At 37.3% G+C, this 24111-nt stretch carries 19 protein-coding genes and 1 pseudogene; 12 read left to right on the plus strand and 8 right to left on the minus strand.

What is annotated here, in order from left to right; genetic code table 11:
* Window positions 1-21 precede the first annotated feature (21 nt).
* Complete coding sequence (locus tag L1283_RS01575; protein ID WP_088162460.1) at window positions 22-255, plus strand: hypothetical protein; 234 nt, start codon at window positions 22-24, stop codon at window positions 253-255.
* Here the strand turns inward: L1283_RS01575 and L1283_RS01580 are convergent.
* The 6 genes and pseudogenes from L1283_RS01580 to L1283_RS01605 form a co-directional block, all read right to left on the minus strand.
* Window positions 153-857 (minus strand): annotated as a pseudogene (locus tag L1283_RS01580) (DUF7003 family protein). The gene L1283_RS01575 and the pseudogene L1283_RS01580 overlap by 103 nt on opposite strands.
* Window positions 858-1454: a hypothetical protein gene (locus L1283_RS01585; protein ID WP_088163695.1), complete on the minus strand. Its 597-nt coding sequence runs from the start codon at window positions 1452-1454 to the stop codon at window positions 858-860.
* Window positions 1455-1553: 99 nt separating this feature from the next.
* Window positions 1554-1946, minus strand: coding sequence for a carboxypeptidase regulatory-like domain-containing protein (locus tag L1283_RS01590; protein ID WP_088162458.1), 393 nt, complete (start codon window positions 1944-1946; stop codon window positions 1554-1556).
* A 50-nt stretch (window positions 1947-1996) separates the two neighbouring features.
* Window positions 1997-2242 carry a hypothetical protein gene (locus L1283_RS01595; protein WP_088162457.1) on the minus strand — a complete coding sequence of 82 codons (246 nt, stop codon included), beginning with the start codon at window positions 2240-2242 and terminating at the stop codon, window positions 1997-1999.
* Between the two features lie 315 nt (window positions 2243-2557).
* Complete coding sequence (locus tag L1283_RS01600; RefSeq protein WP_429625679.1) at window positions 2558-2881, minus strand: hypothetical protein; 324 nt, start codon at window positions 2879-2881, stop codon at window positions 2558-2560.
* Window positions 2871-3254, minus strand: a complete 384-nt coding sequence (locus tag L1283_RS01605; protein WP_088162455.1) for a DUF2929 family protein — start codon at window positions 3252-3254, stop codon at window positions 2871-2873. The genes L1283_RS01600 and L1283_RS01605 overlap by 11 nt, the downstream gene beginning before the upstream one ends.
* Before the next feature lie 448 nt (window positions 3255-3702).
* Here L1283_RS01605 and L1283_RS01610 point away from each other — a divergent pair, with 448 nt between their 5' ends.
* From L1283_RS01610 to L1283_RS01655, 10 genes are all read left to right on the plus strand, one after another.
* Window positions 3703-4263 (plus strand): RNA polymerase sigma-70 factor, encoded by a 561-nt coding sequence (locus L1283_RS01610; protein WP_429625680.1) that lies wholly within the window; start codon window positions 3703-3705, stop codon window positions 4261-4263.
* Window positions 4264-4336: 73 nt separating this feature from the next.
* The gene (locus L1283_RS01615) at window positions 4337-5317 is read left to right on the plus strand and encodes a FecR family protein (RefSeq protein ID WP_286842007.1); all 981 of its coding nucleotides are present in this window, start codon (window positions 4337-4339) and stop codon (window positions 5315-5317) included.
* An 84-nt stretch (window positions 5318-5401) separates the two neighbouring features.
* Window positions 5402-8908, plus strand: a complete 3507-nt coding sequence (locus L1283_RS01620; protein WP_429625681.1) for a TonB-dependent receptor — start codon at window positions 5402-5404, stop codon at window positions 8906-8908.
* 10 nt (window positions 8909-8918) lie between these two features.
* Complete coding sequence (locus L1283_RS01625) at window positions 8919-10910, plus strand: RagB/SusD family nutrient uptake outer membrane protein (RefSeq protein WP_075993653.1); 1992 nt, start codon at window positions 8919-8921, stop codon at window positions 10908-10910.
* Between the two features lie 85 nt (window positions 10911-10995).
* Complete coding sequence (locus L1283_RS01630) at window positions 10996-12498, plus strand: alpha-L-fucosidase (protein WP_088162451.1); 1503 nt, start codon at window positions 10996-10998, stop codon at window positions 12496-12498.
* Window positions 12499-12625: 127 nt separating this feature from the next.
* Window positions 12626-15157, plus strand: a complete 2532-nt coding sequence (locus tag L1283_RS01635; RefSeq protein ID WP_198385965.1) for a glycoside hydrolase family 2 TIM barrel-domain containing protein — start codon at window positions 12626-12628, stop codon at window positions 15155-15157.
* Window positions 15158-15364: 207 nt separating this feature from the next.
* Window positions 15365-16816 carry a hypothetical protein gene (locus L1283_RS01640; RefSeq protein WP_088162450.1) on the plus strand — a complete coding sequence of 484 codons (1452 nt, stop codon included), beginning with the start codon at window positions 15365-15367 and terminating at the stop codon, window positions 16814-16816.
* Window positions 16803-18362 (plus strand): hypothetical protein, encoded by a 1560-nt coding sequence (locus tag L1283_RS01645; RefSeq protein WP_429625682.1) that lies wholly within the window; start codon window positions 16803-16805, stop codon window positions 18360-18362. Before L1283_RS01640 ends, L1283_RS01645 begins: the two co-directional genes overlap by 14 nt.
* A gap of 40 nt (window positions 18363-18402) precedes the next feature.
* On the plus strand, window positions 18403-18741 hold the full coding sequence (locus L1283_RS01650; protein ID WP_070566777.1) for a hypothetical protein: 339 nt from the start codon (window positions 18403-18405) through the stop codon (window positions 18739-18741).
* Window positions 18742-18746: 5 nt separating this feature from the next.
* A complete protein-coding gene (locus tag L1283_RS01655; protein WP_088162448.1) occupies window positions 18747-20696 on the plus strand; it encodes a leucine-rich repeat domain-containing protein in 1950 nt (649 codons plus the stop codon).
* Between the two features lie 410 nt (window positions 20697-21106).
* Here L1283_RS01655 and L1283_RS01660 read toward each other — a convergent pair whose 3' ends face one another.
* Window positions 21107-21889, minus strand: coding sequence for a DUF6794 domain-containing protein (locus L1283_RS01660; RefSeq protein ID WP_157698544.1), 783 nt, complete (start codon window positions 21887-21889; stop codon window positions 21107-21109).
* Between the two features lie 307 nt (window positions 21890-22196).
* Between L1283_RS01660 and L1283_RS01665 the strand changes: the two genes are divergently transcribed.
* Window positions 22197-23630, plus strand: coding sequence for a DUF4932 domain-containing protein (locus L1283_RS01665; RefSeq protein ID WP_088162445.1), 1434 nt, complete (start codon window positions 22197-22199; stop codon window positions 23628-23630).
* A gap of 76 nt (window positions 23631-23706) precedes the next feature.
* Here L1283_RS01665 and L1283_RS01670 read toward each other — a convergent pair whose 3' ends face one another.
* Window positions 23707-24090 carry a hypothetical protein gene (locus tag L1283_RS01670; protein WP_088162444.1) on the minus strand — a complete coding sequence of 128 codons (384 nt, stop codon included), beginning with the start codon at window positions 24088-24090 and terminating at the stop codon, window positions 23707-23709.
* Between the last annotated feature and the right edge of the window lie 21 nt (window positions 24091-24111).

The following is a 24111-nucleotide window of genomic DNA, read 5'->3' on the forward strand; positions in this document are numbered from 1 at the left end:
AGGATAATTCTGAAAACAGGTATGAAGGAAATAATTCTAGTTGATGAAACCAAATGGCATCTCGAGGTTGACTATGCCACAGATGATCGGAGAAAAATTGCACTTTACAAAAAATGGTTACAGTTCGACAACGGCAGATTGGTTTATGATCACTACAAAGTTCCACCCTCAGGCCAATATTTCCAGTGTGTGTTTGGTGCAACAGTAGGCTTATATAGTGCTTTATTGCCAGTCGCAAGTGCTTCTGCAATCTGAATAAATGTTTCCATTTCACTCGGTAGTTGGTTATCCGCTAAATCAGGATGAAGCCATTCATTCAGCTCTAAGAATATCGGTAAATCTGATGGAATGCTCAGCGATATTTCGGTATTGGTTAGCCAAATATGATCCTAATATTCAGGCACTAAGCTTCTCATTAAATCCCAAGGGGCAATTTTATTCGGGTATTCAAGATCAATTTGTTTCTGTTTAAAAAAGTCGGAATTCGTATTTAACACAATAATTTGATCTCTAATTTTTATGGTTTTAACATTACTATCCAAATATGGAATATAATTTTCGTCGTCATAAAGAAATGACTCCGTATCAGAATCACTTACGAAACAATTGAAACTGACATCATCATATCCGTTAAGTAGGCAATTGCCATAGGCAGAGACAAGTGTTGTAAAACCATTGACATCATAATCGTGATTGTTAAACGCAAAAATTTCAATTAATATTGCCCATCGACTTTCATCTCGAAAAATTACCATTTTTTGATCTCCATGATAGTAATAGCCGTTATCCAACATTGGAAAGGTATAATTTTTAGCCTCTTGGTCAAGTTGACTCAGTATTCCTTCTCTTGATATCATTTATTTAAATTTCTTTAATTCTTCCAGCAATTTATTCTGTTTGGAAATGAAAGTATTTAGGCTATCTATTTTTAGAGGATGCGCATTTTGATATTTTTCAATTTCAGGTAGTGTTTTTCTGATTTTAAAAGCAGTATAGGTGCTAACGAGCGTTTCATTATTTTTAGTTATTTGACTGATATGATCTGTTATATCTTTTACTTTAAGATCGTATCGATCAGCACTGGCGGTAATTTCTTTTTCTACCTGTTGTTTTACAAATGAATCTGTAATGGCTTTCGTTTGTTCATTGGCATCCTGATAATAAGAATTATTGGTGTTGAGCACAATGTTATATACAACTAAAACTTTTTCTGTTTCCTCTAATGTCTTCACAATCCTGGAATTGAGAGCTGTAAGGTTTTTATCATCTTTTATCAATTCGGAATAGATATTGTCTACAGTTATATTATTTCCACGATAACTCTTAAAAGAACCTGAAGCAGCCGACTCAGCATTGTCCACTGCATTTTCTACAAGGGGTGAGTTCTGTTGCTTATTTTCTTGGCAGGAAAGTATAGACAGAACCAGCGTGGAAGCAAAAAGAATATTTTTCATAATTGTTTTGCTAAACGGTATAATATTATAGCCATCATATATGTCTCCATAATTAAATATAAACATTTAACTTCCATATTTCCAATGATCTTTGACTTGTCAAGTGTCTAGCTCTGTTGCAGAGTAATCATAGTTGAAAAGTCTTGCTTTAATCTTAGTGTTATTGACAAAAATACCAAAGTCAACATTTGCTTTAGTGAGAAAACCAGCACTATTTCCATCAATTTCGATACTTCCAAATTTTGAGAGTTTTGCCAGTTTTGTATTGAATGATCCATCATTGTCGGAAGATAGTTTTTTAAGCGTATTTCCTTCAGAATCTAAAAATCGTATCTCGGCATTGGGTACTTTTCTTTTTGTCTTAGCTTCAGTGACAACGCCTGAAATCGTTACCGAGTCTTGCGAATCGTTTTCGTCTAAATAGCCTGAAGCTCCGTACCCGCCCAATACTTTATTGTTTTCTGTCTGATGACAGAACAGGATGAGAAACAAAAGATCAAAAAAAAACTAAAATTTTAATAGCCCAGATCAAATTATAACACCTATTTATGTTTGCTATTTGCTTTTTCAACTTCTTTCCTTAGCTTTTTCCGGTCCTTTTTAGGCCCTGTTTCATTAATATAAACAGGTTGCCTAGGTAATTTTATATCCAAATAATGATCTTTAAAATTTGCATCAATTCGCACATCATCGATTGTCAGATTCGATCCAAATTTTTCTTTAATAACTTTACCCAAAAAACCATCTGATGAAATTTTATTTACAAATTCACCTTTTTTGTCGGTCATAAGGGAAGTTATGGTACCCTTTCCATTTTGAAGAAAAAAAACTCTTGCGTCAGACAATATTTCGTTATTGTAACATAATCTTACTTTTCCATGTATCAATGGTGCAACCTCGCTTTCTCCTTTGTCTTGCTGATTAAAACTACTGCAATTGTTTCGATCTATTTCAGGAAAGTCATCAAGATTCTTTTGTGTTGAGCAGCTTAATAGTGTTGAAAATAAAAAGAGTTTAGGGAAGATTACAATATCCCTGCACCCATTCTATAAAACGAATATGGTTAAACCGTGGCAATATTATTGATATGCACCAAATGAAATTTAGAGTTCAGTATTAGAGAAAATCTCTAATCCTTTTTTAGGGATATAGCTACCCTTTAAATTATTATATTCTTCTGCGAAAATAATCCGATAAAAATCTTGATTAGCATTTCTTACAGTTAGTTTCACTCCACTGTGAAGCGTGTCGATGATATGACTGTTTATTTTTGGCCTTTTATACACGGGTATTGTTGAAATTACTTCGGCATTGGGACTGTAATTATCCTTTAAATATTTACTATCTCTTACGGCGAGTAAATACATCCAATAGGTAAAGAGGATGGATCCGGTAATAAAAATAATGGATCGCATATTAATTTTCATAGACTACAATCTTCATTGATAACTTAGTTTTTAGCGATCTATACTTCATTTGATGAAATCCCAAACTCAGGAAATAAGCTGTAAAAGCTAATACAACCCGTGCTGAAATGCCGTCACCTTGGAGCTGCCTCCCAATATAGTAGGCCATCGCTCCGTATAAAAAGGAATAGAATACAGTTACTAAATATCGCGTAAATTTCCATCTTAGAAAAAGGAATAAAAAGAGGAATGCAAGAGCGGGAATGCTAACTATTTCAATCCAGATGAAGTTGTTTTGTATGTACAGAAAAAAATGGAATATAATAGAAGTAATAATGGCTTCAATGAAAACTATATTAATCACTGCTTCTCTGACAAAATGGATTTTGTTCATATATGGTACCGAGTTGAGGGATGTTAAAATATGCTGAAATAGGTTTATCCTCTAAATTAAGAATTAATGTGGATTTTTTTGTTTAAACAATTGATATTCTTACAGTCAACCAAGTTTGTGTTCCTACGATATTATGGGCTTTATTTTATAATGCACAGACAAAATATATCGCTGCTGGGGAGTACAACTACTCTAGCGTGTCGATTGATCCCCAACTTTGCTGCTTCTTATCCAGTTTTAGATCTTTCAATGAAATAAACATATAACTATACCAAGGTGATACTATGATTTCGAGTCCTCAACAAAATTTAGACTAATTTTTTATTTAAAAATTTTATAGATCATTTTATACATTTGTAAAAAAATGTTAATATTGTACTTATGTAATACATAATATTGTTGGCATTTTTCATAATCTAACCAATTAGTCTTAAACATCTGCTAACCATTGAAGAACAATTTAATTACCGATATGGAATCGAATCAAGTGGAAAGTCAAATAGAGCACAAAATTTTGCGCTGTCTAAAAGACGGAGATATGCAAGCATTTTCCTTAGTATATAATTTTTACTGGGATGGCCTCTATACCTTTGCTTTACGATTGATGAAGGAAGAATCACTAGCACAAGATGTTTTACATGATGTCTTTACTGAGTTGTGGGCCCGTCATAAAAGATTAAACATCCAATCATCGATAAAAGATTATTTATTCATTTGTACAAAAAACAGATGTTTTAAACTGCTGGGGAAATTACGTAGGTTAAATGAATTAGAGGAACACCTGTTGTTAGACATAGCTGTTGAGCATGATGAGCTTTCATATAAAGAACTCTCTGATCAGCTTGATGGATTATTAGCGAGACTTCCTACCAAAACAAGAGCAATATTTATCATGAGTCGCGAAGATGATTTATCCTACAAACAAATCGCCAAAAAAATGAACCTTAGTATCAAATCTGTAGAATATCATATATCAAAAGTCTTGAATAAATTACGAAAAGCCTTATAATTATATTCACCTTTTCGTTATTTTGTCATATTAACAAATTAAAATCTTTCAAATTCATCCGTATTATAAGCATATGCCCCTAAACGATAGAGAAGATATAAAAAAACAGACTTTTGATCGTATTCTAACAACGATTAGTAGAAAGAAACGTAAAAAGCGTTTGTTGAACGGGGCTATCCTATTTTTTGTTTTATCTATTTGTTCTACTAGCTTATACATTTTTTATCCTCGCTCCATTAATATCTCCCCCCAAAAATCTGAGCACATTTATGCGGATATTACAGCTGGAGACATCACAATTTCAGGATCAAGGCCCATGTCCCTTGCTGAATGGGAGAATAATAAAAACAAACCTTTCAAAGTCAGTAAAAAGAAAGATATGTTGATTATTGAACAGACAGAATCATCAACCTCCGAATTTGATGATGTTGTTCTGCGCGTTGGGGTTGGTGGATTGTATAAGGTTTTGTTAAAAGATGGAACTATAGTATTTCTTAATTCTAATTCTGAGCTGAGTTACAAAGGCGATTTTTTAAAAAATCGGATTTTAACTTTAAAAGGAGAAGCCTTTTTTGAGGTTGCTAAGAGACAGCAGGCTGATATTAAACAGGAGTTTATTGTTCTGACAGATAAACAGCGGATAGCTGTTTTAGGTACAAAGTTTAATGTTTTGTCTCGTGAAGGAGCCGAGCAGACTGTATTAACAGAAGGAAGTATAGCTTTAAAAAGTATTAAATCAGGAAAAAACAAGTTGCTTGTTCCTGGAGAGATGGCCATGCTGGATGATCAAGGATCTATTGATAAAACAATTGCTATAACCGAAGATTATACGTCGTGGAAAGATGGTAATTTGTATTATGAAAATAAAAGCTTGCGCTATATTCTCTCAGATCTTTCTAATATCTATCCAATTCATTTTGATCCCAATAAAGTTCCTAATCGAAATTTTACACTTTTTCTTAAAAGAGATCGCTCGTTTTCTGAGATTTTGGATCTCATAAAAAGATCAGGCAATTTGAACATCACGTTAAAAGGTCATGAATTAATTTTTTAAAAAAGTTTTTAGGGTAATCGCGTTTGGGAGACTCTTTATTGTAAGAATGGGAATAATGCCCCTTTTACAATAAAGCCTAAAAATATGAATAAAAAATTTCACCTGAGAAAAAACAAATTTTGGTTTGTTCGGGACCAATCTGCTTTAACTTTTCTAAAGCGATCGTCAAGAATAGGTACTATCCTTGGTTTAATAGCTCTCCAAAGCCTTCCCTTAGCCAAGGCACAAGAATTAAACCTCAATCTAAAAAATGCAACCTTATCAGAGGTCCTAAAAGAGATACGTAAACAAACGGGATATCAGATTATTTATGATTCGGATATTTTGCAAAACAAAAAATTAATCTCTTATTCTGGTTCCAAATTGGATTTGAGGTTAGTGTTGAAAAAAGCGCTCACCGAGCAGAATCTAGATTTTGTGATTGAAGGGAACACTATTATTGTTAAACCACAGGAAAGGAATAGTTTCAAAAATATCCCAAATCAAAAATTAGAAAAGATAGAGATTAAAGGTACAGTTTTGAATGCATCGGGAAAACCAATTGCGGGTGTGACTGTGACAGAAAGAGGTACCTCAAATACTGTATTGACAGCAGAAGACGGAACATTTACTTTAAAAGTAGCAAATGAAAAATCTATTTTGGATTTTTCCTATGTGGGGTATGCTTCTTTAAGTGAAAACGCTAGTCGCAACCCAATGCTGTTGACAATGGCCAGTCAGGATAGAGCCTTGGAAGAAGTTGTCGTAGTGGGGTACGGAACTCAAAAGAAGGCAAATTTGACTGGTGCGGTTTCTTCCCTTGATGGTAAAGAGTTAGAGTCAAGACCTGTGCAGAATGTTGGACAGGCGCTGCAGGGCATGATTCCTGGGTTGAATTTACAGACAACTGGATTGGGCGGCGAGCTAAATCAAAATCTAAGCGTCAATATCCGTGGTGCGGGGACGATAGGCGTAGGGTCGAGTTCATCAGTTTTGGTTTTAATTGATGGGATGGAAGGTAATATGAATGCGCTGAATCCTCAGGATATTGAAAATATCACCGTGCTTAAAGATGCAGCAGCTTCTGCTATTTACGGCTCCAGGGCACCTTTTGGAGTTATCCTCATTACAACAAAATCTGGAAAATCGGGGAAGATAACAGCAAATTATAACAATAATATAAGACTGGGCAAGCCAAGAGGGCTACCAACGATGTTAGATTCCAAAACATTTGCTTACTATTTTAATGAAGTCGCAGCAAACGATGGTGAGGGTGCAAAATTTTCGCAGGAGGTATTGGAACGGATTGACGCTTATCAGAAAGGAGAAATAGAAACGACAACTACCCCAAATGCTAGTGACAGATTTCAATACTATACGGGATCTAATGGGAATACAAACTGGTTTAAAGAGTTTTATAGGGACTTTACAACTTCCCATGAACATACGCTCAGTTTGAATGGCGGTACTGAAAAGCTAAATTTTTATAGTTCTGCAAATTACATGGATCAAAATGGTTTGAACAGATTTGCCAATGATAATTTTCAACGATATTCGATAGCTACGAAAATCAATGCAAAGATTAGCGATAAGGTGGACCTCATGTACAATACGCGTTTTGTACGTGAAGACTACGAAAAAGCAAGCCATATGAATGATTTATATTATCATAATATAGCGAGAAGATGGCCTACGATACCTTTGTACGACCCAAATGGAAATTATTCCGAACCAAGTGAAATATTGCAGCTGCAGCAAGGAGGACGTTCAAAATTTCAGAAAGATTTTCTTTATCAGCAGCTACAATTACATTATCAGCCAATCAAAAACTGGAATATAACAGGAAATGTCAATTACCGCATTACGACTCAAAATGACCATGCCGAAATTTTGAGAGCTTATTCAAATGATGCAAAAGGAAACCCGTTTCTCCTTGCAGTAGGATACAATGCTGCGGGGTATACCAATGTGTCTGAATACAATCGCAAAGACGAATATTTCAGTACAAATTTCTTTTCAGATTATTCCTTTGACCTCAACGATGATCATCATTTCAAAATTTTGGCTGGTTTCAATTCAGAGCTCAATAAGTATAGAGATCTCAATGGAAGCATGAGCGATCTGATCACAGATAATATACCGACATTGAATACTGCCACCACTAATCCAAGGGCTTCTGGGGGCTATCAACATTGGGCTACCGCTGGTTTTTTTGGACGATTAAACTATAGCTACAAAGATAGGTATCTTTTTGAGGCTAACGGACGATACGACGGCTCTTCACGTTTTCCAAGAGATTTGCGCTGGAATCTCTTTCCCTCCGTTTCCGTTGGATGGAACATAGCGAATGAATCATTTTGGCCTATTAAGGAGCATGTTTCCATGTTTAAGTTACGTGGTTCCTATGGCGAGTTGGGAAACCAATATACGGACAATTGGTATCCTTTTTATGCAACAATGCCAGTAAGTATAGCTAATGGTACCTGGCTTTTGAATGGACAAAAAACAAATACAGCCAGTGCACCTGGGCTTATTGCCTCAACTTTGACCTGGGAGCGTGTATCAAGCTGGAATGTGGGGTTGGATCTGCGGGCACTTTCCAATCGTTTAGGTTTATCTCTTGAAGTCTATCGTCGGAATACATTCGATATGATAGGACCAGCACCAGAACTTCCCGCTATTTTGGGTACAGCTGTGCCGCGATTAAACAATGCCGAGATGAATTCCAAAGGCTTCGAAATTGAGGTAAACTGGAAAGATCATATCGGTAAACTAAATTATAGCGCACGAGCTGTACTTTCCGACGACCGTCAGACAGTAACCAAATATCCTAATCCTACTGGTACGTTGAGTACTTGGTATGATGGCCGGAAGAATGGGGAGATCTGGGGATATCAAACTTTAGGAATAGCACAGAGCGCGGAAGAAATGGCTGCACATCTCGCTAATGCCAAACAGTCTTTCGGGACAAACTGGCAAGCTGGCGACATCATGTATGCTGATCTCAACGGAGACGGTCAGGTTAATAATGGAGCCAATACGTTGGCTAACCCAGGGGATCTGGCAATTATAGGAAATTCGGCCCCACGCTATCGTTACAGTTTTGATTTAAATTTCAATTATAGCGGGTTCGATTTAGGGATTTTCTTGCAAGGTGTTGGAAAACGCGATTATATGCCCAATGGCCCATATTTTTGGGGAGCGAATGGCGGGATGTGGCAATCTGCTGGATTTGTTGAGAATATGGACTTCTACCGTGATGAGAATTCCACTATGGTACAAAATGGTATATTAGGTGTTAATAAAGATTCCTATTTACCAAGACCTTATTTTAATACCTCAAAAAATCAGCAAACGCAAACGAGATATTTGCAAAGCGCCGCTTATTTACGTTTAAAGAATGCTCAGTTTGGATATACGTTTTCTCCACAGCTATTGACCAAAATAGGATTTTCCAAAATTCGAATTTATGCATCAGGTGAAAATTTGTTGACTTTTACCAAAATGGCCAAGGTTTTTGATCCGGAAACCGTTGGACTTGGAGGGTGGAACGATGGAAAAACATATCCATTTTCGACGACTTATTCTTTTGGACTTAACTTGAATTTTTAAACAGATAGATATGAAAAGAACATATTATTTCTCCACAATTTCTTGGTTGCTATCAATGACCGTGTTGTTCACTTTGCACTCCTGCAATAAGTATTTGGATAGAGAACCCTTATCCAATGTAACACCACAAGAATATTTAAATACAGAAGCGGACTTAGCTGCATATACTGTTGGACGTTATGCCTTTCCATCCCATTCTGGCTGGGGGCTTGGAACATTTGCCAACGATAACGGTACTGATAACCAGGTGACTTCAAGTTATTCGACACGCTGGGTCCCGGGAGAATGGCGTGTGCCAAGTTCCGGAGGTGAATGGGATTTTACCCAGATTAGACAGTTGAACTATTTTCTTGAACAAGTACTTCCAAAATGGAAAAATGGTAAGGTAACAGGAAATTCCGCAAATATAACCCATTATGTGGGAGAAGCTTATTTTTTGAGAGCGTATGAATATTTTACTAAGGTACAGGCGCTAGGTGATTTTCCGATCATCAGAAATACACTGAAAGATAATATGGAAGAGCTGACCGCTGCTTCTGTTCGACAACCTAGGAATGTGGTGGTTAGATTTATTCTTTCTGATTTGGATTCGGCGATTACACTGCTGAACGATGTTGCTCCGGACGGGAAAAACCGTATTTCAAAAAAGGCTGCTTTACTTTTTAAATCTCGTGTAGGATTATTTGAAGGCTCTTGGCTAAAATACCATAAAGGAACTGCTTTTGTCCCTGGTGGTACTGGCTGGCCGGGTGCAAAATCGCATCCAAATTTTTCGATCAATATCGATAATGAGATCAATTATTTCTTAGAACAGTCGATGACAGCCGCCGCTCAGGTAGCCGATGCAGTCGAACTTGTTGGAAATACAAAGGATGATGGTTATAATTCATCTTCAAATCCCTATTTTAAAATGTTTGGTGATGAAAATCTAAACGGTTACAGTGAAGTCCTTTTATGGCGGAGTTATTCAATGCCTTTAGGAATTACGCATGCTGTAAATCACTACATGAACCGTAATGGCGGAAATTCTGGATATTCAAGAGGTCTTGTGGAAAATTTCACCATGAAAAACGGACTGCCTATTTATGCTTCTAACGCTGGGTATGCAGGTGACGATTCCATCAGCCTCGTCAAAAAAAATCGGGATAATCGCTTACAGCTCTTTATGAAAGCACCTGGGGAATTGAGTTATACCAACCAGACTTCTTCGACAGGTGCTGTGCAGACAGAGCCGAGACCAGATATTATCGGACTAGCCGAAACAAGGTACGTGACAGGTTATGCCTTGAAAAAAGGAATGAGCTATCTTTTTGCCCAAGCTGAGGGACAGACTGGTACCACAGGCTCGATTATATTTCGCGCAGTCGAAGCGTATCTAAACTATATTGAAGCAAGTTATCTTGCAAAGGGAGTGATCGATGCAAAAGCCAATAGTTACTGGACAAAAATCAGAGAAAGAGCAGGTGTAAATACAGATTTTATGGCAACCGTAAATGCGACCGACATGCAAAAGGAAGCTCAGGGTGACTTTGCTGCATATTCAGCAGGACAATTACTATCTGACAAACTTCTTTATAATATTAGAAGGGAGCGCCGTTTGGAACTAGTTGCCGAGGGATTTAGATTTAATGATCTTAGGCGTTGGCGGGCTCTTGATCAGCTAGCAAGCAATCCATACATTATTGAAGGGATGAGGCTGTGGGGGCCTATGCAAGACTGGTACAAAGATAAAGGCGTCTCGACTTTAATCGTACCCGGCACAGCAGGAAAAACCGCAAATGTGTCTTCACCACAGGAAAGTCAATATTTAAGACCCTATCGGATTAATCTTTCGGCTAACAATCTTGTTCTAAATGGCTATAGCTGGACCAGTGCCCATTATTTGTCTCCCATAGCAATAAGTCATTTGAGCATAACTTCGACAGATGGTAGCCCAGCTGGTTCAATTATCTATCAAAACCCGAATTGGCCTTTAGTTGCCAATCAGGGGGCCAATCAATAATTGGTCGGAACCTTTACGAAAATTTTGAAGATAAGATAGTTCGGAGATTATTTCGGCTATCTTATTTTTGTCAGATAAATATCAAATGAAGAAAATTAATACAATTACATTACTGTTATTGGCAGCGGTTTTTCACGCTTCGGCTCAAAATATGATTGCATTACAACCCGGAGAATCAGAATCTGCTATTGTAACCAAAGCTGCCAACGTGATACCGACCCAAAGACAGCTTGATTGGCAAAAGCTGGAAGTGACCGGATTTCTCCATTTTGGGATCAATACCTTCACAAATAAGGAATGGGGTGAAGGGAAAGACGATCCAAAATTATTTAATCCGACGCAATTAGATGCAGAACAATGGGTTAGGACAGCAAAGGAAGGTGGAATCAAACTTTTGATTCTTACGGCGAAGCATCACGATGGCTTCTGCCTCTGGCAAACGAATACAACAGACTATTCGGTTAAAAATTCTCCTTACAAAAAGGGAAAAGGAGATATTTTTGGCGAACTTGCTGCGGCCTGTAAAAAATACGATATGAAGTTGGGGGTATATCTTTCCCCTTGGGATCGACATGAAGCTTCTTATGGGTCAGAAGCTTATAATGATTTTTTTGTTGCCCAATTGAGCGAATTACTGACCCGATATGGTCAGATTGATGAAGTTTGGTTTGATGGTGCTAACGGAGAGGGACCTAACGGTAAAAAGCAGGAATACGATTGGAATCGTTATTATCAGGTTATACGTGAAAAACAACCTGAGGCCGTTATCGCAGTTATGGGACCCGATGTAAGATGGGTCGGTACAGAAACGGGGTATGGACGGGACACAGAATGGTCAGTTGTACCGGCTAGTAATCTAGCACAAAATCAGATAGCTGCAGGATCGCAACAGCAGATGAATATTAAACCGGCCGGAGATATGCGTAATAAAGATCTTGGGAGCAGAGAAAGGATCAAAAAGGCAAAAGGGCTGGTATGGTACCCAGCGGAAACTGATGTTTCTATACGCCCGGGATGGTTCTATCACGAGGAAGAGGATAACAAAGTCAAAAGCCCGGGTAAGTTGATGGATATTTATTTTAATTCGGTAGGGAAAAATGGTGTCTTGTTGCTTAATATTCCACCAACAACTGCAGGTTTGATTCATTCGGTAGATGCTGCAAATTTAAAAAAGTGGAATGACTGGCGCACAGCATTGTTTTCGAAAAATCTTTTAAGCAAAGCTAAACTCCATACTGCAGGCCTCGTTTTAAAAAAATGGAAAAAAATGCCATTTTGGACGACGAAAGATGAAAAAAACAGCATAGCAACTTTTGAATATACCCTACCTAAAGCAACCGCGTTCAACGTTCTTTCCTTACAGGAAACCATCGCTTTAGGGCAACGTGTCGAGCGATTTAATTTGGAGATCTGGCAAGATGGAGTCTGGAGAGAAGTGTCGAAAGGAACTACTATCGGTAACAAACGTTTATTGACTTTTCCGACAGTTAGTGCCCAGAGATTAAGAATCAACATTTTACAATCTCGCCTAAACCCGCAAATAGAACAGCTGGGACTCTATTTCAATGAAAGAGGAGCATTTGAATAGCACATCATGATTTCAGCTTTAATTCCAATCACAAAAGATCTGAATAATTTTATTATGTTATACATAAGTTGTATTTTCGGATCTTCAATTTGTTTTTATGAACAAACTCAACCTTAAAATGCTATAGATGCAAAAAGAATCTAAATCTTATTTATCCATTTTTTCAACCCGAGGACTGAAATTTATACTATGTGCAATAATATCTATTGGACCAAATACTTTATTTGCTCAGGAACGAATAGTAACCATGCTCGAGGATGGATGGAAATTTACAAAACATGATCAGCCAAACTTCGCTGATATCGGATTGATTACAAGCGAATGGCAGACTGTTCGTGTTCCGCATGATTGGGCAATTTATGGCCCATTTAGTGCCAACAATGATAAGCAGCATATGGCTATTGCTCAAGATGGACAAAAGGAAGCATTGGAACATGCAGGTCGGACTGGTGGACTTCCGTTTGTAGGCGTTGGCTGGTATCGTAAAGAATTTGAATTGCCACAAAACGTTCAAAATAAGCGCACGGTTTTACAGTTTGATGGTGCTATGAGCAATGCTGTCGTTTTTGTGAATGGGAAAAAGGTCGGCAATTGGCCTTATGGCTATAATAGTTTTTATTTTGACGTTTCCGAGTATGTGAGTCCGGGTCAAAATTTGGTCGCGGTAAGATTAGAAAATAAGTCTGAGTCATCCCGCTGGTACCCTGGCGCAGGATTGTATCGAAATGTTCGATTGGAGATCACTGAAAAAACAAGTATTGCACATTGGGGCACCTATATTACGACGCCTGAGATCACAAAGGATTTCGCTCGAATTCAGGTTCGGACTGATTTAGCCGGTATAGATCTGTCGAAAGATTCTCTTTCCTTAGAAACTATTCTTATCGATAGCCATGGACGCATCGTGGCGAAGAAGAATGATCAGATAGGCAACTACCAGATCCAGCAGATGCAACAGGAATTGTTCGTTGAGAAACCACAATTGTGGGAATTGCAATCCCCCAATTTATATAAGGCTGTCAGCAAGCTCTATCAGAACGGCAAATTAATCGATAAATATCAAACCGTATTTGGAATCAGAAGCATTGCTATGGTACCCAATAAAGGGTTTTATTTGAATGGAAAGCTGACCGTATTTAAAGGAGTGTGTTTGCATCATGATTTGGGGCCTTTGGGAGCAGCTGTGAATGATGCCGCTATTAGGCGGCAGTTACGAATAATGAAAGATATGGGCGTTAATGCCATTCGCACTTCCCATAATATGCCGGCTCCGGAGCTGGTGCAAGCCTGTGACGAAATGGGTATTATGCTAATGGCGGAAAGTTTTGATGAATGGAAAATTCCCAAAATGAAGAATGGGTACAATCAATATTTTAACGATTGGGCCGAAAAAGATCTTGTCAATCTGATACGGCATTACCGCAATAATCCAAGCGTTGTGATGTGGTGTATTGGAAATGAAGTACCCGAACAAGGAAGTCCTGACGGATCTAAGGTCGCGCGGTATCTGCAAGATATTTGCCATCGTGAGGATCCATCTCGCCCAGTTACCCAGGGGATGGACAACCCTGATGCGGTTATAAATAGTAGCTTTGCCTCAACGATGGATGTTGCAGGCTTTAATTATCGTCCATTTAAATACCCCGAAGCCTATAAAAAGTTACAACAGCAGTTAATTCTTGGTACTGAAACTGCGTCTACTTTGAGTTCTAGAGGTGTTTATAAATTTCCCGTTGAACGAAAATCGATGGCAAAATATGACGACCATCAGGCTTCGAGTTATGATGTAGAGCATTGTTCCTGGTCGGATTTGCCTGAAGATAACTTTATTCAGCATGACGATCTTCCTTACGCAATAGGTGAATTTGTCTGGACAGGGTTCGATTATTTGGGCGAACCGACACCCTACTATACAGATTGGCCAAGTCATAGTTCTTTGTTCGGTATTGTAGATCTTGCCGGTATCCCTAAAGATCGATATTATCTTTATCGTAGCCATTGGAACCAGGAATTGCATACACTTCATATTCTTCCTCATTGGAACTGGAAGGGACGCGAAGGACAGAAAACGCCAATTTTTGTCTATACAGATTACCCTGCAGCGGAAATTTTTATCAATGGAAAAAGTCAAGGAGTAAAAAAGAAAGATTTTGATGTTACCTTGGAAAATTCTAACGATAAAAAGGCACAAAATGATTTTATGCGTCAAAAGCGCTATCGTTTGATGTGGATGGATACTAAATACGAACCGGGTACGGTTACGGTAGTTGCCTATGATTCTTTAGGAAATATAGCTGCAAGAGATAGTGTAAAGACGGCAGGTAAGTTATATACTGTACGTTTAGACGTTGATCGGAAACAATTGAAAGCAAATGGAAAAGATATTGCTTTTATCACAGCTACGCTGGTTGATAAACAGGGGAATATTGTGACAGGCGAAGACCGAGAATTAAAATTCAAGGTAAAAGGGCAGGGGGCATTTAAGGCTGTGGCGAATGGAGATCCAACAAGTTTGGAATCATTTCAGAAGCCTTTCATGAAGTGCTTTAATGGTCAATTGGTTTTTCTTGTTGAAAGCAGAGACTCTGTTGGGGAAATTATAGCAGAAGTAGAAGGAAAAGGATTGAAGAAAGCAAGCGTCAAATTAACGGTGAAGTAAATGATATGTTTCATCCTATAATGCTGTACAATCAGATAATATAGGTGTGTGTATAGATGGAATTTGCTTGTGGGGCACGATAATCTCATAAAGGTCTATTAAATATTGTAGAGAATTATTTGGCCTAATTAATGCATCAATTAATTATGTTTAAAAAAATGCTTTTGATACAACCTTTTTAATATCTTTGGTGAGTAACTTCATTTTATGAAAAGAGCTATTTTTTACCATTGTGCTCAGCTATTTTTCTTAATTCTAATTTTATTAATTGGAGGATGTTCCAAGAAGGAGAATATTGCGAGCAAAACCGATGAATATATTGATCAGGCAGAAATATTAAATCCTTTGAATCTTGTTGTAAGTGCTGCAAATAAAGATTTAATAGAGTTATCTTGGGATAAGGTGAACAGTTCGCATTTTAAGCCAGTATCCTATGCGATATATGTCGATAATAAGCTTGTAGCGAAGGATCTTAGTATAACAAAATACAGCTTAATTAATTTGCTTGGCGATACAAATTATAAGATCCGTGTAATTGCGAGTTCCCAAACGGGAATAACACAAGAACAAAGCATAGATGCAAGAACTGTTGGAGGCAGTACAACTAACGGAAGTACTTATGTTGAATACAAAATTCATACGCAATCACGTATAACGGGCAATAATAGCATCCGTCTTCTGGAAGATGGTGGACATTTAATCTGTACATTTTTGCAGCATGAGGGTGGAGAAACAAACTTTAAACTGATTGTATATCGTACAAATAATAAAGGCCAGATTATATGGTATCGCTTGATCCAGGATCTAAATTATTATGATTTACCACCACATGTAGTGTTGCCTTCTAAGCAAGATGAAGCTTTCATTATTGTTAAACACGATATTTATGTCATTGATCAGACAAATGGTAAACTGAAACTGGAGAAGCCCGTTTCGATAGATTTGTCTCCGAATGATTACGTTTCATCAGTTCAGTTTGACGCGTCACATAACATGATCATGGGTACAGGTGGGGGAGAGCTGTTAAAGGTTACTATCAGCGACTTTAAAGTTGTTTGGAAACGTAAAAATAGCTCCGTTGGGATTTCTTCAATTCAGTTAGACAATGCGCAACAGATCTATTATAGTTTGCTTGATTCTGAAGCAACAAAAATTAAGGTGCAAAAAACAGATCGGGACGGTAATGTGCTGGCTACTTTTGAGTTTGATGGAAAGCTTCCTGGCGATTACGAACGTCAATACCATATGCCTATTTTACTGAAAGATAAAAATGATATTTTTTATCTCTGGGGTTTTGACTTCTATTCCTATTCGTTAAGGTATGTCAAATTTGATAAGAATGGCAATGTCAAGGCAAAATTGGGTGAGTACGTCAATTTAAAGCCAGCAGGAGCTTTTTTTGATAATGATAACAATATTGTGGTCTATGGACAGCAAGAAGGTGGTGGAATATCCACTTATGGTACTATAAATAAGTATGACAGTGATCTGAAGCTCTTATCGACTTTACAATATCGTAATTTGGAGATGCATATGTTTAAAAATATGACCCAGAATGTCGATAATTCATACAACCTGTTTTTCTATTATATACAAACCTGGTCCTATGAAAATTTGAATTTCATTTATATTAAAACAAAATCAAATGGGCAACTTTAACAAATACCTTTGTCTACTGGGGCTTGTTTTTCTTATGTCGGCCTGTAAAACTGAAAAAAATGAGGTTTTTCCAAGGATTATTAATGAGGCCATCACTAGTGTCCGGGATAAAGAAATTTCAATGACCTATCAGATTTCCAGTCTAGGATATACAAAATCGGGCGTCAGGTACTATAAAAAAGATAATCCCAGTCAAGGAAAAAGTGTTGAAGCTGTTCGTGAAGGCGATATGTTTCGACTCACATTGAATGAACTGGATTCCGAATCTACTTATATTTTGGTGCCTTACATCGAGTATAATGGCAACACAATAGAATCTGAGCGTAAAACTGAAATAACCACAACTGCTCCATTCCCAGAAGATTTTACGCTCTTTTGGCCTACACCCGTGGCAACTTATGACGAGACTGGCAGGTTTACCACTGTTGTAGAAGGAAAGAACCTCCATAATATCAACTTGCGGGATCTCAAATTTCTTTATTGGAAGGACACATTGCACATGGACTATCCGCAAGCGACAAAAAATGGAACTTATCAAATCAACCTGTCGGGGTATTATCCGTACAGAGATGGTAACCATATGATGCGTGTTCTCTACAAAGAGAAAGAGATTATTGGACAAGCCATTGATTTTGTTTATACTGGAAAAGCCTTGTCCTTAAAGCTGAAAAAAACGTCGTTGAGGACTACTTATGCATCTATCTGCAATAATCAAATTTATTATTTTGGAGAAAATTCAGTCTCACTATTTGATCCTGAAACAAGCAGATTACAAAATATTGCTCATATTCCGGATTCGATACGATTTCTTCCTGCAAAATCCGTCTCCTTAAAGAATAAGATATTTTTTGTGTCACAACCAGTAAGCCATATACTGCCTTCTTTAGAACCGAATGCTTTTCATGGCAATGAGCTTCTTTGTCAGGCTTTTGATGTTGAAAAACGTGAGTTTTCAAAGTATTATTTTAGCCGGCCCCAACTTAAAGAATCGCACGGTTATAATAATCATGGTATCTTTGTGCACAATAATACGGTCTACCAAACGTATACACTTACGTTGAATTCGCGAGGCATAAAGAACATCGTTGCCAAGTATAGTCCAGAAAAAGACAAATTTGAAGAGATTGCCACTTTCGATATCAATTTTACTAGCGACTGTTTTGTCTCAGTTAAAGGCAGATTATATGCACTTGGAGTTTCAAATGTATTTGACCAAGGTTTCAATATCGGGTATACCTTAACGATATATGCTGTTGACGCGAACACATTTAAACTTACAGAATTATATCGTGTCGGAACAACCCATCAAACCTATCCTTATGCGCCAGTAGGTGCCATAAATTTTAATGGTGATATATTACTGGCATTGGACGTCAATAATTTTATGATGTACAACATAGTAAAAAACACGCTAAGTCCTATCTATTTAAGTATTAATGGAAATCATATGTATTTTGGCGGAATGTTCACTTATAAAGACAAGTATTACCTCAATGCTGATATTAACTTTTTAGAAGGCTCAATTTATGAAATGTCTATCCAATAACAACTGTATATGCTGGTTTATAGGAGTTTTATTAGTCCTTATGAGCTCCTGCAAAAAGGAAACCGTATATAACGAAATAGATGCTTTTGCAGATATTCAAAATAAAGTTACTTTAGATAAAGGCCAGTACATACTGTCTTTTACACTTGCTTCGTATCCATATAGTAAAGTTGAAGTATATGTACACGATGATCTTGCTGTTATGTACAAACAGACCGGAGGAAAAATCTACAATGCCGTGAGTCAAAATAACAATAAGTATAGTGTGTTCTTTTCCCCTTTAGAAAAATCGAAAAAATACTATTATCAACTGATTGTTAACGACAGCAACGGGAATTCAGTACGTTCAGCAATATTTAATTTTACAACTCAACCTTAATATCCATGTATAATAAGTCTACATTATTTTGGTGTTCATTTCTTTGTGTTTTTTTTGAAAGCTTTTTATTTGTAGCCTGTTCAAAGAAGGAATACCAGGATGTACTGAAAACAGTATATGAACCTAAGGCCGAGCCCACTGAACTATATGACGAATTCACCGTCCAGCTAAAGGGTAGCGCCTTACAAAAAGGGGAAACAGGTACATGGAGTATAACAAAAGGAACTGTAGTGGAAGATTATGTGAAAATCGACGATCCTAATAACCCTAATTCGTTTTTTAGGGGAGTGCCTGGAGAGGAATATATCCTTACCTGGACGGTAAAAGGTAGTGGTAATAGTAATACGGCCACAGTCGATGTTAAAATACCCGAGTTACATATCGATATTAAAGAAAACACACCCTCATCTTTTAAGACTATACTTCATTTCGCCGTGGATCCTAAATATAAAGGTAAATGGTCTTTCGATAAAGCTTATGGTCATCTACATAGCACATACCACGACGGATGGGCTAGGCCAGTAGAAGAAAACCCTACTATTGAACTGCATGGTTATTCCAATACCAGCTATCAAGTTACCTATACGATGACTTATGCTGGGAAAAATTATCAGTTTACCAAAAAGGTACAGACTGGCGAATATCAAGAAGACGAGGCATTAAATGAATTGCAAATGGGGCGCGGTGGGCGTGTTGTTGAAGATAAGGATGGACATATTATTGAAATAAATATGCAGGCTTCAGGTATTGCACATCGTTTTAATGACCCGGGCTCTTTTCCTGCGCTTAAGGCATTTAAATATCTGAGGAAGCTTATTTTAGGTGGATCTTCATTGAAAGATGTTCCGACTATTTTCGGCGATCATTACCTTGCTCTTGAAGAACTTAGTCTGGATCGGGTAGGCTATTATCTTACCATTCCCGATAATTTTGGCAATCTGACCAAATTGAAATCATTTCACCTCACACCGATGCGAACCCCCGATTTGGGATATACCGTGGTATTGCCAAAAACTTTTGGGAACTTAAAGTCGCTCGAAACCCTTATTATGCGGTATGTCGGCGATGTAGACTTCAACGGCACGTTGGGTAAACTGGCAAACCTAAAACACCTCGATTGTTTTGTTACCCAGCTTCCTTCAGATTTTGGAAACTTGACCAAACTGGTGTCTACGGAAATTCTCGCGCAACAGGCTTATATCCCATCAAGTTTGAGTCAATGCCGTAATTTGAGGTTTGCACGTTTTAGTTTTGTTTATGCGGGATCATCACCAGTTACCTTGCCTTCGGATATCGATAATTTGACTAAGTTGGACACGCTTGAAATTTACGGAGAAAGTAGGCTTCAGCAGCTGCCACAATCTTTTGGTAACCTCAAGAGCTTAAAACAACTTTGGATTCAAGGAGAAAGCTTGCAATCTATTCCTGATAATATTGGGAACTTGTCTAATCTTAGATTCTGGTTAGTGGGCGGTAATTTTAAAACTTTACCGGCTTCGATAGGTAACCTTAAAAAATTAGAAGATCTTTGGCTATCCCCTTCTGTAGAGAAGCTTCCAGATGAGTTCGGCGGATTAAGTAGTTTATCCTATCTGAATATGGAGAATAGTAGACTGACAACTCTACCAGAAACATTCGGAAAACTTAAGAGCCTGAAGGAAATCAATGCAAGGGCATCTTCGATTACTGATTTTCCAAGCAGTTTTGGACAGTTGGACGGTCTGCTAAAACTGGATTTCAATTATAGCAAGCTCAAGAAATTTCCTGTAGAGATTTGTGCTTTGAAGGCCGTGAATAACGTTATTTTGAACGGTACAAATTTGGGTCGACTTCCCGATGAAATTTATACCATGCGTTCAGGTGTGATTTTTACGCTATATCAATGTTTGAATATGGACTATGATCAATTAAAGGAAATCACTGCGAAAAGAGATGGTCTTGTATTTTATTACTGATAAGCGGATCATGATTGCCTGTAAATATGTTAATTTTTTAAGGCATGGCCCACAGGAAGTAAACATAAAGTCCGATACCACAGGGTGCTCCAGATGAATATTTACAGAATCTTTTTGGACGGAAACAAAAGGGTATAACGTAATACTATTCAAGCTTAATGAAGTTTCAAAAATTTCTTTTCGGACGATCAATTTTGGGTAAATTCCAAAAGAATAGAATAAAATGATAAAGGAGCTGACCAATATCATGATCATCCTTTTTTTGGAAGTATTATAAGGATAGCGAATGCGAGAAAAAAAAGAATTGTAATAACCGGAAAAACAAACGGTACTAGGCCATCAAAATTCACACAAAGCCCAAAAACTGTTAAAAATAAAATTGGTAATACGATTAGTATTATTGAAAAGTTTTATGGAGTCCAGTACTTTTTATAATACTCTAGCTGCGATTTTACATCGGGATCTTTCCCCTTTAATTTCCTATAATAACTTGTTAATATGATGCCAGACATGTCGTCAGGATGCCTTATTCCCCTTTTATTGAAATATGCGGAGAGCCTTGAACCTCCCCAGAGGCCCCAATTATTTCTCATCCACATTCCAAATCCGAAATGTGAGCCGGCCATAAACTCTGACTCTGTCATTTCTCTTATTTTATTTTTGGTGCTATCATCCCAGAACGAGTCTATTTGGACAAAACAATCGTCAAGGTTTTTCGGGATATAAATACCGGCAATTGTGTCCGCATCCATCCGCTGTCTGATTTCCTTTTTCAATTTGTTTTCCTTCAGTTTGAATGCCTTAACGAGAGAATCTTCTTTTACATAACCCGCTGAGAGTAGCTGTTTATAGTATTCCAAAATCACATCTTTTTTAAAGTTGTGGATTCCTTTATTATTTAAATATGTAAATAATGGAGATTTTCCAGTCGAAAGGAGCGAGTCAATCAATTCAAATTCACTTTTAAGTTCATTGTCGGTTAATTCACTTAACTCTACCTCATCACTATACTTGATTACGTTTTTTAGGCTATCGGAAACGTTAAGATTTAATAATGAGGCTGTTTCTTTCAGATTTCTAGGAAGGGAGTTTTGAGCAGAAGCAGAGGGCAGTGACCAAACAACTGATATAAGTGCAAGCAATATAAATCTTAGGGTGGTCATATTATTGGTGTAAAGCAGTTTTAAATTCAACTAATTAGATCTAAATAATTCTTGAACTAATTTAAGAATTTATTCTTTTCTAACAGCTGTCAACTTAGGTAACGTTGCACAAGAAATGTAATATGCTTTCAAACAGTTATAAGACTTAAGTGATCAATTTAATATTAATGAATAAGATTATAGAAAATGGCTGGCAGCCTGTTCAATATTGAACGGCCAGTGTTCAATAACGGTCAGTATTAAGAAAGAAATTCGTTCGTAGTGTATTGGCAAATAGCGTGTTAAATTTATTGGCAAACTATTTGGAATCCCCATTCAAGTACAAAATAAATAAAAGATGGTAAAGCCTATTTCCAATATGTTCGAAAAAACTTCTAAATATGTATTGATTATCCTATTCAGTTTATCATTTATGCTTACCTATGGGCAGCGTAACGAAATTATGGATAAGCCAAAAGTTGATGAGCGTATCGAGCTTCTGAGTATTGTGTTTAGACTTGCTGGCAATCAAGAGTATAGCTCAGCTATTTTTAAGCGCTACGTTGATCGAATCAATGAACACTATGGTCCTTTTAAAGAACACGAATTGATCACTTTTGTCAATAAGATTAAAAATGAAAATGGCATAGGCTACGATGCAGTGATGAGTATGGCCATACATCTTGATGATAAGTTCAATCTTAAGCAAAAAAATATCAACGAAACCCTGGACAAAAGGTGGAGTAGAGCTAATGCTCTTCAATTCGCAACACTGTTAAAGAAGTTTTACAAAGACAGTAATAGCAAAGGATTTTTTCAGGATAACCAGGCACTGTACAATGAGGTACAAAAGCGCTTTCTTCCAATTTATGAACATATTGAATTGGACTGGTACCCTAAATTCTATGGTAAGAAACCATCCGAAAAGTTTTTGATTGTGAATGGTTTGGGGAATGGCGGCGGTAACTATGGGGTAGCCATTAAAAATCCACAGGGTCTTAAGGAAGTCTACGCTATTATGGGGACATGGAGTATGGATAGTCTTGGCATGGCTGAATTTCCTTTACAGAGCTATTTACCTACATTACTTCACGAGTTTAACCACTCCTTTGTTAATTATTTATTGGAAAAAGACACGACAATTTTTAGAGACAGCGGCGAAAAATTATATAGCGTTGTAAAGGAGGAAATGAACCGGCAGGCATACGGTAGCTGGCAAACGATGTTGAACGAGGCATTGGTTCGAGCTGCGGTTATCAAATATCAAAAAGATCATAATTTCAGCTCCGAAGAGATTTCAAAGGAAACCAATGGACAGCTAGATAGGGGATTTCTTTGGATTGAGAAACTTGTTGATGAACTTGAACACTTTGATCGTCAGCGAGACTTATATCCTACTTTAGAAAGCTATATGCCTGTACTTGCCAAGGTTTATCAATCCTATGCTAAAGATATTTCTTCTTTAGATGCGGCTTTTGAAGAAAGAAGACCAAAAATCATTTCTTTTGAGGGAATTCAGGATGGACAAACCAATGTCAACAACACCTTAAGGGAGCTGAAGATAAATTTCGACAGGCCCTTATTGGGACAGGGACGGTCATTTAGGGGAGTTTCCAAAGAAGGTTTTCCGCTGATAAAAGGACATCGTTATTCTTCAGATAAGAAATCTGTTATCATTGATTGGGAGTTAGAACCAAACAAAAACTATGAAATTATCATTACAGGAAATGCATTCCGTACTGCAGATGGGATACCGATGAAAGACCATTATCTAAAATTTAGTACAAAGTAATTTACTGTAATGGACAATATTTGACCATATACATAATCAATTGTGGCAAAGGTAACTCACATTATCGTTGTGAGAGTTAAATAGGTTCATTCCATTGAGGTATACCGACAAACATATCATTTACAAATTTTTCTGTATACCGCTGCATTCCAGCTTCCTCCTTATCAAAGTAGGTCTTTATTTTTGAGCATACTTTAGGGTTGTAGCATAACTTGACGCGGAAATTTTCGATCCATTCGGCCCGTATAACAATCGTAATTAATTTTTTTTTGTCTCTGGACAAGCCGATTACGGTAATATCTTTGCACATCCCAGCATACCAATCGATAATATACACTTTGGTGCCCGGGCTAAACTGTTTAGAGCCTTTGTGGGTTTCCATTTTCCCTTCACCATAACTAATTTCCTGTTTGATATTAGCTACTAATGTCCATAATGGTATAGGTTCTAAATGATCCATATTTATTCAGCGCTATTTTAA

Source organism: Sphingobacterium sp. HSC-15S19 (assembly GCF_050433745.1).
Lineage (GTDB): Bacteria > Bacteroidota > Bacteroidia > Sphingobacteriales > Sphingobacteriaceae > Sphingobacterium > Sphingobacterium siyangense.

Excerpts from the sequence above, each read along its gene's own strand:
- L1283_RS01645 (WP_429625682.1), top strand. The coding sequence starts at position 16,803 with ATGGGCAACTTTAACAAATACCTTTGTCTACTGGGGCTTGTTTTTCTT.
- L1283_RS01620 (WP_429625681.1), top strand. The coding sequence starts at position 5,402 with ATGAATAAAAAATTTCACCTGAGAAAAAACAAATTTTGGTTTGTTCGG.
- L1283_RS01635 (WP_198385965.1), top strand. The coding sequence starts at position 12,626 with ATGCAAAAAGAATCTAAATCTTATTTATCCATTTTTTCAACCCGAGGA.
- L1283_RS01665 (WP_088162445.1), top strand. The coding sequence starts at position 22,197 with ATGGTAAAGCCTATTTCCAATATGTTCGAAAAAACTTCTAAATATGTA.
- L1283_RS01640 (WP_088162450.1), top strand. The coding sequence starts at position 15,365 with ATGAAAAGAGCTATTTTTTACCATTGTGCTCAGCTATTTTTCTTAATT.
- L1283_RS01600 (WP_429625679.1), bottom strand. The coding sequence starts at position 2,881 with ATGAAAATTAATATGCGATCCATTATTTTTATTACCGGATCCATCCTC.
- L1283_RS01605 (WP_088162455.1), bottom strand. The coding sequence starts at position 3,254 with ATGAACAAAATCCATTTTGTCAGAGAAGCAGTGATTAATATAGTTTTC.
- L1283_RS01595 (WP_088162457.1), bottom strand. The coding sequence starts at position 2,242 with ATGACCGACAAAAAAGGTGAATTTGTAAATAAAATTTCATCAGATGGT.
- L1283_RS01630 (WP_088162451.1), top strand. The coding sequence starts at position 10,996 with ATGAAGAAAATTAATACAATTACATTACTGTTATTGGCAGCGGTTTTT.
- L1283_RS01615 (WP_286842007.1), top strand. The coding sequence starts at position 4,337 with ATGCCCCTAAACGATAGAGAAGATATAAAAAAACAGACTTTTGATCGT.
- L1283_RS01650 (WP_070566777.1), top strand. The coding sequence starts at position 18,403 with ATGAGCTCCTGCAAAAAGGAAACCGTATATAACGAAATAGATGCTTTT.
- L1283_RS01655 (WP_088162448.1), top strand. The coding sequence starts at position 18,747 with ATGTATAATAAGTCTACATTATTTTGGTGTTCATTTCTTTGTGTTTTT.
- L1283_RS01585 (WP_088163695.1), bottom strand. The coding sequence starts at position 1,454 with ATGAAAAATATTCTTTTTGCTTCCACGCTGGTTCTGTCTATACTTTCC.
- L1283_RS01670 (WP_088162444.1), bottom strand. The coding sequence starts at position 24,090 with ATGGATCATTTAGAACCTATACCATTATGGACATTAGTAGCTAATATC.
- L1283_RS01625 (WP_075993653.1), top strand. The coding sequence starts at position 8,919 with ATGAAAAGAACATATTATTTCTCCACAATTTCTTGGTTGCTATCAATG.
- L1283_RS01575 (WP_088162460.1), top strand. The coding sequence starts at position 22 with ATGAAGGAAATAATTCTAGTTGATGAAACCAAATGGCATCTCGAGGTT.